Source organism: Salipiger sp. HF18 (assembly GCF_011806505.1).
Classification (GTDB): domain Bacteria; phylum Pseudomonadota; class Alphaproteobacteria; order Rhodobacterales; family Rhodobacteraceae; genus Salipiger; species Salipiger thiooxidans.
On the sequence record NZ_JAATOS010000139.1, the window covers coordinates 1 to 9,241 of the forward strand.

The window sequence follows — 9,241 nt, forward strand, 5'->3', positions numbered from 1 at the left end:
TCGCAAACACCATCGGCCGGCACACGGGTTCCGTGGCCGGCCCTTCCGCGTCTCCCGGCCCCTATAGGGTCAGGAATACCTCAATTGCGCCGCATGGTCCTTCGCGGGCAGGATAGGCTTGGGACCGCCAGACTTCGGCGGAGACCGTCATTTACCGGTCGCTTCCCGCCTGCATTTGCCGCCGTCCCCGTGGCGGCACCCTGTCGGAGCATTTGAGCCATGACCTTTCGTTCAAGAGTTCTCTGGTTGTCCGGGCTGATTGCCCTTGCCGCGTCCTTCGGCCTGTTGCCGCGGGGCGAGGTCTCGGGTCCCATCAGTTCACCGGTTGCAAAGGCGGTGGTCTTCCGCCTCTGAGCCCCCGGGGCCAGTCTGTTCAATCGTGCCCGCCCCGCGTCCGGCCCGTCCATTCTGACGGTACCCGGCGCGGGGCGGTGCACGTCAGCCGTCCTGTTTCCGGCGTGTGAAGTGCGTGGTGATTGGCATTCCCTCTCAGCAAACCGTGGGCGGCGCGCGGGTAAGGGAATCTTCACAGGTCTGAAGAAATCGTAAAGACGCGGCGTGTAGGCCCGTTGCCATGCAACGTCTCGTCCGAACGCTCCTTCTTCTCGCCCTGTGGCTCGCCATCGGCTGCACGCCGCCCCCGCCCGGCGGTCCGGCGCCCGCGACCGATGCGCAGCGTGCCGGGCTGGCGCTTGCCCTGCGCGCCATGAGCCCCGCCGTCGATGCCGATGAGGCACGGCGGCTCGCGGACGTGGCCTTCGACCATCCGCTGCTGCTCGCCCGCGCCTACGAGATCACCGACTCGCCCTTTGTGCACAACATCAAAGTCAATCGCGGCGAGAAGCCGCGCGGCCTCTGCTATCACTGGGCCGAGGACATGGAGACGCGGCTCCTGCAGGAAGAGTTCTGGACGCTGGCGATCCGCCGTGCCATATCGCCCGTGCGCCCGGCTAACCCGTTCGAGCACAGCACCGTCGTCGTCACCCCGCCCGGCGCTCCGCTTTCGGCCGGGATCATCCTCGACCCGTGGCGCTTTGGCGGGGTGCTCTACTGGACCCCGGTGACCGAGGACACGGGCCACGACTGGCGCCCGCGCAACGAGGTGCTGCGCGAAAAGCAGCTGCGCCGGCTCGCCTTGGCCGCCCGCTGAGCGGGGGCACATGTTAACCGCCTGTTGGGAGCCCATGTGCGAGGCTTGCGCATGCGAAGCCCCATCGGTGCCCTACTTCTGCTCGTCGTCCTCCTTGCCTGCGCCCCGCCGGCGCAGGCCCCGACAGTGTCGCGGCGCGATACGCTGGTCTCGGGCGTCACGGCGCTGGGGCCGGGTGTCGACCGGGCCGAGGCGATGCGGCTCGCCGACCTGATCTACGGGCCCCCGACCCGGAGCACCGTCGCGGGCGATGCGCTGGTGCCGCTGCCCGCGCCGGGTTTCACCTCGACCGGAAATTCGGTGACCTTCGCCAACCCGCGGACCTGCCAGACCCGCGCCTTCGCCCTGCAGAGGCGGCTCGCGGCCGAGCGCTTTCGCACGCTCGACATCCATCTCGCCACCTCGCCGATGCGCAACATGATGCCCGTCGACCACAGCGCCGTCGTGGTCACCGGCACCGCGCAGCCGCTGCAGACCGGGCTTCTGCTGGACCCCTGCCTTGGCGAGGCGGAGATGCGGGTGAGGCCGGTGTCCGACGACGTCGGCGCGCGCTGGCAGACCGGGACCGAGCGGGCATGGGACCGGCATTTCGGGCGGCGCCCGTGGTATGCGAGGGCACCGTTCTCGGTCACCGTGCGGCCGGGCGCACCGTGACCGGCCTGCGGCATCGCTTGGGCTTGACCTTTCCAGGGCCGGCGGCACTTTCTGGGCGGACACGCCGCATCTGCGGATGCCGCGCCGCGCGGGCCGCGCTCTGCGCCCGTTCCCCGAAGGTCGCCCCGAAAGCCCAAGCCGATGCCACACGATCACCACCATCACCACCACCATGTCGATCCGGCCGCAGGGGACGGGCGCCTGATCGGGGCGATCGCGGTCAACCTGCTGCTCACCGTGGCGCAGGTGGCGGGGGGCATCGTCTCGGGCAGCCTCGCGATGATCGCGGATGCGCTGCACAATTTCTCGGACGCCATCTCGCTGGTGATCGCGGCAGTGGCCCGCCGCATCGCCCGGCGCCCGGCCAGCGCCGAGATGCCCTTCGGCTATGCCCGGGCCGAGGTGGTGGCGGCGCTCGTCAATTACACCACGCTCATCGTGATCGGGGTCTACCTGGTGGCCGAGGCGGTGATGCGCTTCCTCGAGCCCGAGCCGGTTCGCGGCTGGATCGTGGTCATCATCGCGGGCGTCGCGCTGGTCGTCGACCTCGTCACCGCGCTGCTGACCTGGAGCATGTCGAAGGACAGCGTCAACATCCGCGCGGCCTTCCTGCACAACGTCGCCGACGCGCTGGGCTCGGTCGCGGTGATCGTCGCGGGCACGGTGATCCTGCTCTTCGGCTGGACCTGGGTCGATCCCGCGGTGACGCTGCTCATCGCCGGCTACATCCTGTGGATGGCCTTCGCCGAGATCGGCAGCGTCATCCGCATCCTCATGCTGGGCAGCCCGCCGGACCTCGCGCCGCGCGAGGTCATCGACGAGGTGCTCAAGATCGAGGGCGTGGGCGGCCTGCACAAGGCCCGCCTGTGGCAGATCGATGAACGCCGCGCCGCGCTGCAGGCCCATCTGGTGGTCGACGAGGGCGCCTGGGCCCGGGCCGACGCCATCAAGGGCGCCGTGAAGGAGCGCATGGAAACGCGCTTCGGGATCCACCAGGTGGTGCTCGAGATGGAGTGCGCGCGGCACGCCTGCGCGACCCCGCAAGAGTGGGGCGACGGCTGAGGCGACATGCCAAAACGCGGGCAGACCCTTGCGGCCCCGGGGGGGCGATACTAAGAATCTGTTAAGACCGACAGGATAGGCATTTCAGGACGAAAGCAGGCAGGCGACATGAAAGACCCCTTTGACACCTATATGAACACGCTCGTTCCCATGGTGGTCGAGCAGACCAGCCGCGGCGAACGTGCCTACGACATCTTCTCGCGCTTGCTGAAGGAGCGGATCATCTTCGTCTCCGGGCCGGTGCACGACGGCATGTCGAGCCTCATCGTGGCGCAGCTTCTGCACCTCGAGGCCGAGAACCCGGCCAAGGAAATCTCGATGTACATCAACAGCCCGGGCGGCGTTGTGACGTCGGGGCTCTCGATCTACGACACCATGCAGTACATCAAGCCCAAGATCTCGACGCTGGTGATCGGCCAGGCCGCCTCCATGGGGTCGCTGCTGCTGACCGCGGGCGAGGCGGGCATGCGCTTCTCGCTGCCCAACAGCCGCATCATGGTCCACCAGCCCTCGGGCGGCTACCAGGGCCAGGCCACCGACATCATGATTCACGCCGAGGAGACGCTGAAGCTGAAGCGCCGCCTCAACGAAATCTACGTGCGTCACACCGGCCAGACCCTCGAAAAGGTCGAAGCAGCGCTCGAGCGCGACAACTTCATGTCGCCCGAGGATGCCAAGGAATGGGGCCTCATCGACGAGATCGTCGAAAGCCGCGGTGCCGCGGAAGCGAGCAAATCGTGATCAGGCGCCCCGCCGCCACGGCGCGGCGGGGCGTTTTTCGGATTGTAGAGCGCAGGGCTGTGCCCTAAGCTTTGCGGAATTGGCGAAGACGATGGGCCTTTGGCTGGCACTCCGGTTCAGCCTAGAGAGAAACAGGCCCCGAAAGGTGTGACATGGCGACGAACTCCGGCGGCGACAGCAAGAACACACTCTATTGCAGCTTCTGCGGCAAGAGCCAGCACGAGGTGCGGAAACTCATCGCCGGGCCGACGGTCTTCATTTGCGACGAATGCGTCGAGCTTTGCATGGATATCATCCGCGAAGAGACCAAGGGCGCTGGCCTGAAGTCTTCCGAGGGCGTGCCCTCCCCGCGTGAGATCTGCGATGTGCTCGACGACTACGTGATCGGCCAGATGATGGCGAAGCGCGTGCTCTCGGTGGCGGTGCACAACCACTACAAGCGGCTCAACCACTCGCAGAAGTCCTCGGACATCGAGCTTGCGAAGTCGAACATCCTGCTGATCGGCCCGACCGGCTGCGGCAAGACGCTGCTGGCGCAGACGCTGGCGCGCATCCTCGACGTGCCCTTCACCATGGCCGACGCCACGACCTTGACCGAGGCGGGCTATGTCGGCGAGGACGTCGAGAACATCATCCTGAAGCTGCTTCAGGCCAGCGAGTACAACGTCGAGCGGGCGCAGCGCGGCATCGTCTACATCGACGAGGTCGACAAGATCACCCGCAAGTCCGAGAACCCCTCGATCACCCGCGACGTGTCGGGAGAGGGTGTGCAGCAGGCGCTTCTGAAGCTGATGGAAGGCACCGTGGCGAGCGTTCCCCCGCAAGGCGGCCGCAAGCATCCGCAGCAGGAATTCCTGCAGGTGGACACCACGAACATCCTGTTCATCTGCGGTGGCGCCTTCGCCGGTCTCGACCGGATCATCGCGCAGCGCGGCAAGGGATCGGCCATGGGCTTCGGCGCCGATGTGCGCGAGCCCGATGAGCGCGGCACCGGCGAGGTGTTCAAGGATCTCGAGCCCGAGGATCTGCTGAAGTTCGGCCTGATCCCGGAATTCGTCGGCCGTCTGCCGGTCATCGCGACGCTTGAGGACCTCGACGAGGACGCGCTCGTGACGATTCTGACCCAGCCGAAGAACGCGCTGGTGAAGCAGTACCAGCGCCTCTTCGAGATGGAGGACACGCAACTCAGCTTCACCGATGACGCGCTCTCGGCCATCGCCAAGCGCGCCATCGAGCGCAAGACCGGCGCTCGTGGCCTGCGGTCGATCCTCGAAGGCATCCTGCTCGACACCATGTTCGAGCTGCCGGGCATGGACGACGTGACCGAGGTGGTGGTGAACGAAGAGGCCGTGACCTCGGAGGCCAAGCCGCTGATGATCTACGCCGACCAGAAGAAGGAAGGCGCCTCAGCGGGCTGAGCCCCGGCGCAGGGAATTTCGAGAGGCGGGGGCAGTCCCCCGCCTTTTTCATGCGAGGACCACATGACCATCAAGAGAATCCACACGGGCAGCCCCTTCGAGGCCAAGATCGGCTATTGCCGCGCCGTCGTCGCCGGCGGCTTCGTGCATGTCGCCGGCACGGTCGGGCAGGGTGACACGGTCGAGGACCAGTGCCGCTCGGCGCTCGAGACGATCGGCAAGGCGCTGGCTGAGGCGGGCGCCAGCTTTGCCGACGCGGTGCGGGTGACCTACTACCTGCCAGACGCGGCCGAGTTCGAGCCCTGCTGGCCGATCCTCGTCGAGACCTTCGGGGCGAACCCGCCGGTCAGCACGATGATCGAGTGCAACCTGATCGACCCGAAATACCGGATCGAGATTGAGCTCACCACGCTGGCTCCCGCCGCGTAATCGCAGGCTTTTGCAGTGCCCCGCGCTGGACGCGGGGGCTGCAATTCGCCATAAGCGAAACAGGAAGATACTCGAGGAGTCGTCCATGGGCATTCTGAACTCGCTCCTGAAGGCCGTGACCTGGTGGAACGGTGCGACGCTCAACACGCTGATCTGGAGCAGCCGCCACGGCCATCGGGTCGGCGAGGATGAGCAGGGCAACACCTTCTACCAGAACAAGGACGGCAGCCGCCGCTGGGTTATCTACAACGGCGAGATCGAGGCGAGCCGGGTCAGCGCCGACTGGCACGGCTGGCTGCACCACACCTACGACGAACTGCCGACGGACAAGCCGCTGGCGCACAAGTCGTGGGAGAAGCCCCATATCGAGAACCTGACCGGCACGGCGCTGGCCTATGCGCCGCGCGGGTCGATCCGCCAGCCCAAGCCGATGCCGCGCTCGGACTACGAGGCCTGGAGCCCGGAATAACCTGATGACGACTTCCACGACAGAGGTGCTGGTCGGCGGCGCAGTGCTGGCGGCGGCCATCGCTTTCGCCGCCTATGCCGTGACGAGTACCGGGTTCAGCCTGACCGAGCACGGCTACCCTCTCACCGCCAGCTTCCGCTCTCTCGAGGGGATCACGGCGGGCAGCGACGTGCGGCTCGCGGGCGTGAAGGTCGGCACCGTGACCGGCATCTCGCTCAACCCCGAGACCTACCGCGCCGACATGGCGCTGAGCGTTCAGGACGGGGTCCAGATCCCCGACGACAGCGCCATCGTGATCTCGTCCGAAGGGCTGCTGGGCGGCAATTTCGTCGAGATCAGCCCCGGCGGTTCGATGTTCTACTACGAGGCCGGCGACGAGATCCTCGACACGCAGGGCTCGGTCAGCCTGATCTCGCTGCTGCTGAAATACGTGGCCGGGGGCAACGAATGATCCGCGCACTTGCGCTTTCCCTCTGCCTCTCGGCGACGGCGCTTTCTGCGCAGGAGGCAACCAGCAGTGGCTCCGGCGCCGTGCTGCGCGGGCTCGACAAGCTCACGGGGCGCGCCTCGGACATCGAGCTCGGCACCGGCCAGACCGCGCAGTTCGGGCGTATCGAGATTTCCCTCGCCGAATGCCGCTACCCGGTCGGCAATCAGGCGGGCGACGCCTTCGCCTTCCTTACCGTGCGCGAGGCCGGGCACCCGGACCCGGCGTTCCGCGGCTGGATGGTGGCCTCGTCCCCGGCGCTCAACGCCATGGATCACCAGCGCTACGACGTCTGGGTGTTGCGCTGCACCAGCTCGTGACCTGACCGCGCAAGCGGCGTCCCGCTGAAATCCGCGGTTCTCGTCAACGCATCCTGCAACCGCGCGCGGTAGTCCGTGCGGGTGATCTCGATGCCGCCCATCGACGCGAGATGCTCGGTCAGGAACTGGGTGTCGAACAGCGTGAACCCGGCCTCGCGCAGCAGGTCGAACATCCAGCACAGCGCGATCTTCGACGCATCGCGGCGGCGCGAGAACATAGACTCACCGCAGAAGGCCGCCCCGATCTCTAGCCCGTAGATCCCGCCGGCAAGCTTGTCGTCCATCCAGACCTCGAGCGAATGGGCAAGGCCGCGCTCGTGCAGTTCAAGGAAGAGGGCGCGGATCTCCTGGTTAATCCAGGTCTCGCGCCGGTCGGCGCAGCCGTCGATGACACCGGCGAAATCCGCGTCGACGGTGATCCGGTAGTCGTCGCGGCGAAGTCTGCGGGCCATGCTGCGCGAGATGTGCAGCCCCCGGATCGGCAGGATTCCCCGCCGCCGCGGATCGACCCAGAACAGCTCCGGGTCGTCGCGGTGCTCGGCCATCGGGAAGATGCCCGAGCGATAGGCCTGAAGCAGGAGCCCCGGGGTGATGCTCATCCCCGGCGCTCCGTGAGCGCCCGCGGCGTATATCCGCGGTGCGCCCCTGTCATTTGGCCGAGAACGGGTCCGTTGCCAGCCACTTCTCGAGCCAGTGAATGTTGTAGTTGCCCGCGAGGATGTCTTCCTGCCCGAGCAGCGCGTGGAAGAGCGGGATTGTGGTGTCCACCCCGTCCACGATCAGCTCGCCCAGGGCCCGGTCGAGCCGTGCCAGCGCCTCGTTCCGGTCGCGCCCCTTGACGATCAGCTTGCCGATGAGGCTGTCGTAGTAGGGCGGGATCGAGTAGCCCTGATAGAGCGCGGAATCCATCCGCACGCCAAGTCCGCCCGGCGCGTGATACTGGGTGATCTTGCCGGGGCAGGGGGTGAAGTTCGGCAGCCGTTCGGCGTTGATCCGGACCTCGATGGCGTGGCCGTCGATGGTCAGGTCTTCCTGGGTGAACGACAGCGGGTAGCCCTCGGCCACGCGGATCTGTTCGCGCACGAGGTCCACGCCGAAGATCGCCTCGGTCACCGGGTGCTCCACCTGCAGGCGGGTGTTCATCTCGATGAAGTAGAACTCACCGTCCTCGTAGAGGAACTCGACGGTGCCCGCGCCCGAGTATTTCAGGTCGGCGACCGCCTTGGCGCAGGTCGCACCGATGCGGTTGCGCTCTTCCTCGGTGATGCAGGGGCCGGGAGCCTCTTCGAAGACCTTCTGGTGGCGGCGCTGCAGCGAGCAGTCGCGCTCGCCGAGGTGCACCGCGTTGCCCTTGCCGTCGCCGAAGACCTGGATCTCGATGTGGCGCGGCTTCTGAAGGTACTTCTCGATGTAGACCTCGTCGTTGCCGAAGGCCGCCTTGGCTTCGGCCCGCGCGGTCTGGAAGGCGCGCTCCATCTCGGCTTCGCTGGTGGCGACCTTCATGCCGCGACCGCCGCCGCCGGCGGTGGCCTTGATGATCACCGGGTAGCCGAATTCGGCGCCGATCTTCTTGGCCGAGTCGACGTCGGGAACGCCGCCGTCAGAGCCGGGCACGCAGGGCACTCCGAGCGCCTTCATCGTGTCCTTGGCGGTGATCTTGTCGCCCATGACGCGGATGTGCTCGGCCGAGGGGCCGATGAAGGTAAGGTCGTGGTCCTCGACCATCTGCACGAAGCGTGCGTTCTCGGAGAGGAAACCGTAGCCCGGGTGGATCGCCTGGGCGCCGGTCACTTCGCAGGCCGAGATGATGGCGAGCGGCGACAGGTAGCTGTCGGTCGAGGGCGCGGGGCCGATGCAGATGGTCTCGTCGGCCATGCGCACGTGCATGGCGTCGGCATCTGCGGTCGAATGAACGGCCACGGTGCTGATGCCCATTTCGCGGCAGGCGCGTATGACGCGCAGCGCGATCTCGCCTCGGTTGGCGATGAGGATCTTGTCGAACATGGTCCGCCCCTTACTCGAGGATGACCAGCGGCGCGCCGTATTCGACTGGAGCGCCGTCCTCGACGAGGATGCGCTTCACGGTGCCAGCGCGCGGTGCGGGGATGTGGTTCATGGTCTTCATCGCCTCGACGATCACCAGCGTGTCGCCCTCGCGCACCTGCTGTCCGACCGCGATGAACGACGGTGCGCCGGGTTCCGGCTGCATGTAGACCGTGCCGACCATCGGCGAGGTCACGGCGCCTGGATGCGCTGCGGGGTCCTCGGGGGCGGCTTCTGCGGCCGGGGCCGGGGCGGCTGCGGGGGCTGCTGCCATGGGCGCTGCCGGGACCGCGTATTGCGCCGGGGCGGGTGCGGCCTGCGGCTGGACGCGGCTCACGCGGACGTTGAGGCTGTCATCCTCGCCGTAGTCCCGCTTGACTTGAAGCTCGGTCAGGTCGTTATCCCGGAGCAGCTCGGCCAGGGCCTTGATGAAGGCCACGTCGGCTTCGTGGGTGTCTTTGCTCATGC

12 protein-coding genes are annotated in these 9,241 nt (G+C 67.1%); 9 read left to right on the top strand and 3 right to left on the bottom strand.

Annotation, left to right across the window (positions count from 1 at the left end; all coding sequences use genetic code 11):
- Positions 1–574 precede the first annotated feature (574 nt).
- From HC022_RS13080 to HC022_RS13120, 9 genes are all read left to right on the top strand, one after another.
- On the top strand, positions 575–1,150 hold the full coding sequence (locus HC022_RS13080) for a hypothetical protein (RefSeq protein WP_167452730.1): 576 nt from the start codon (positions 575–577) through the stop codon (positions 1,148–1,150).
- A gap of 51 nt (positions 1,151–1,201) precedes the next feature.
- Positions 1,202–1,804 carry a hypothetical protein gene (locus HC022_RS13085; protein ID WP_167452731.1) on the top strand — a complete coding sequence of 201 codons (603 nt, stop codon included), beginning with the start codon at positions 1,202–1,204 and terminating at the stop codon, positions 1,802–1,804.
- 141 nt (positions 1,805–1,945) lie between these two features.
- Positions 1,946–2,866: a cation diffusion facilitator family transporter gene (locus tag HC022_RS13090; RefSeq protein WP_167452732.1), complete on the top strand. Its 921-nt coding sequence runs from the start codon at positions 1,946–1,948 to the stop codon at positions 2,864–2,866.
- A gap of 108 nt (positions 2,867–2,974) precedes the next feature.
- Positions 2,975–3,607 (top strand): ATP-dependent Clp protease proteolytic subunit, encoded by a 633-nt coding sequence (locus HC022_RS13095; protein WP_008885278.1) that lies wholly within the window; start codon positions 2,975–2,977, stop codon positions 3,605–3,607.
- A gap of 152 nt (positions 3,608–3,759) precedes the next feature.
- Positions 3,760–5,025, top strand: coding sequence for an ATP-dependent Clp protease ATP-binding subunit ClpX (gene clpX, locus HC022_RS13100; RefSeq protein ID WP_089963004.1), 1,266 nt, complete (start codon positions 3,760–3,762; stop codon positions 5,023–5,025).
- A gap of 63 nt (positions 5,026–5,088) precedes the next feature.
- Positions 5,089–5,454 (top strand): RidA family protein, encoded by a 366-nt coding sequence (locus HC022_RS13105; RefSeq protein ID WP_008884747.1) that lies wholly within the window; start codon positions 5,089–5,091, stop codon positions 5,452–5,454.
- An 85-nt stretch (positions 5,455–5,539) separates the two neighbouring features.
- Complete coding sequence (locus HC022_RS13110) at positions 5,540–5,923, top strand: NADH:ubiquinone oxidoreductase subunit NDUFA12 (RefSeq protein WP_167452733.1); 384 nt, start codon at positions 5,540–5,542, stop codon at positions 5,921–5,923.
- 4 nt (positions 5,924–5,927) lie between these two features.
- Entirely contained in the window at positions 5,928–6,374 is a 447-nt protein-coding gene (gene mlaD, locus HC022_RS13115; protein ID WP_167452734.1) for an outer membrane lipid asymmetry maintenance protein MlaD, read from the top strand.
- Positions 6,371–6,730, top strand: coding sequence for a DUF2155 domain-containing protein (locus tag HC022_RS13120; protein ID WP_008884503.1), 360 nt, complete (start codon positions 6,371–6,373; stop codon positions 6,728–6,730). The genes mlaD and HC022_RS13120 overlap by 4 nt, the downstream gene beginning before the upstream one ends.
- Here the strand turns inward: HC022_RS13120 and aat are convergent.
- Genes aat through accB form a run of 3 tightly spaced genes read right to left on the bottom strand, consistent with a single transcriptional unit; the run spans position 6,694 to position 9,239 of the window.
- Positions 6,694–7,329 carry a leucyl/phenylalanyl-tRNA--protein transferase gene (gene aat, locus HC022_RS13125; RefSeq protein ID WP_167452735.1) on the bottom strand — a complete coding sequence of 212 codons (636 nt, stop codon included), beginning with the start codon at positions 7,327–7,329 and terminating at the stop codon, positions 6,694–6,696. The genes HC022_RS13120 and aat overlap by 37 nt on opposite strands.
- Positions 7,330–7,378: 49 nt before the next feature.
- Entirely contained in the window at positions 7,379–8,734 is a 1,356-nt protein-coding gene (gene accC, locus HC022_RS13130; RefSeq protein ID WP_167452736.1) for an acetyl-CoA carboxylase biotin carboxylase subunit, read from the bottom strand.
- A gap of 10 nt (positions 8,735–8,744) precedes the next feature.
- On the bottom strand, positions 8,745–9,239 hold the full coding sequence (accB, locus tag HC022_RS13135; protein WP_089962995.1) for an acetyl-CoA carboxylase biotin carboxyl carrier protein: 495 nt from the start codon (positions 9,237–9,239) through the stop codon (positions 8,745–8,747).
- Between the last annotated feature and the right edge of the window lie 2 nt (positions 9,240–9,241).

Excerpts from the sequence above, each read along its gene's own strand:
- HC022_RS13085 (WP_167452731.1), top strand. The coding sequence starts at position 1,202 with ATGCGAAGCCCCATCGGTGCCCTACTTCTGCTCGTCGTCCTCCTTGCC.
- HC022_RS13080 (WP_167452730.1), top strand. The coding sequence starts at position 575 with ATGCAACGTCTCGTCCGAACGCTCCTTCTTCTCGCCCTGTGGCTCGCC.
- clpX (WP_089963004.1), top strand. The coding sequence starts at position 3,760 with ATGGCGACGAACTCCGGCGGCGACAGCAAGAACACACTCTATTGCAGC.
- accC (WP_167452736.1), bottom strand. The coding sequence starts at position 8,734 with ATGTTCGACAAGATCCTCATCGCCAACCGAGGCGAGATCGCGCTGCGC.
- HC022_RS13120 (WP_008884503.1), top strand. The coding sequence starts at position 6,371 with ATGATCCGCGCACTTGCGCTTTCCCTCTGCCTCTCGGCGACGGCGCTT.
- HC022_RS13090 (WP_167452732.1), top strand. The coding sequence starts at position 1,946 with ATGCCACACGATCACCACCATCACCACCACCATGTCGATCCGGCCGCA.
- aat (WP_167452735.1), bottom strand. The coding sequence starts at position 7,329 with ATGAGCATCACCCCGGGGCTCCTGCTTCAGGCCTATCGCTCGGGCATC.
- HC022_RS13110 (WP_167452733.1), top strand. The coding sequence starts at position 5,540 with ATGGGCATTCTGAACTCGCTCCTGAAGGCCGTGACCTGGTGGAACGGT.
- mlaD (WP_167452734.1), top strand. The coding sequence starts at position 5,928 with ATGACGACTTCCACGACAGAGGTGCTGGTCGGCGGCGCAGTGCTGGCG.
- HC022_RS13095 (WP_008885278.1), top strand. The coding sequence starts at position 2,975 with ATGAAAGACCCCTTTGACACCTATATGAACACGCTCGTTCCCATGGTG.
- HC022_RS13105 (WP_008884747.1), top strand. The coding sequence starts at position 5,089 with ATGACCATCAAGAGAATCCACACGGGCAGCCCCTTCGAGGCCAAGATC.
- accB (WP_089962995.1), bottom strand. The coding sequence starts at position 9,239 with ATGAGCAAAGACACCCACGAAGCCGACGTGGCCTTCATCAAGGCCCTG.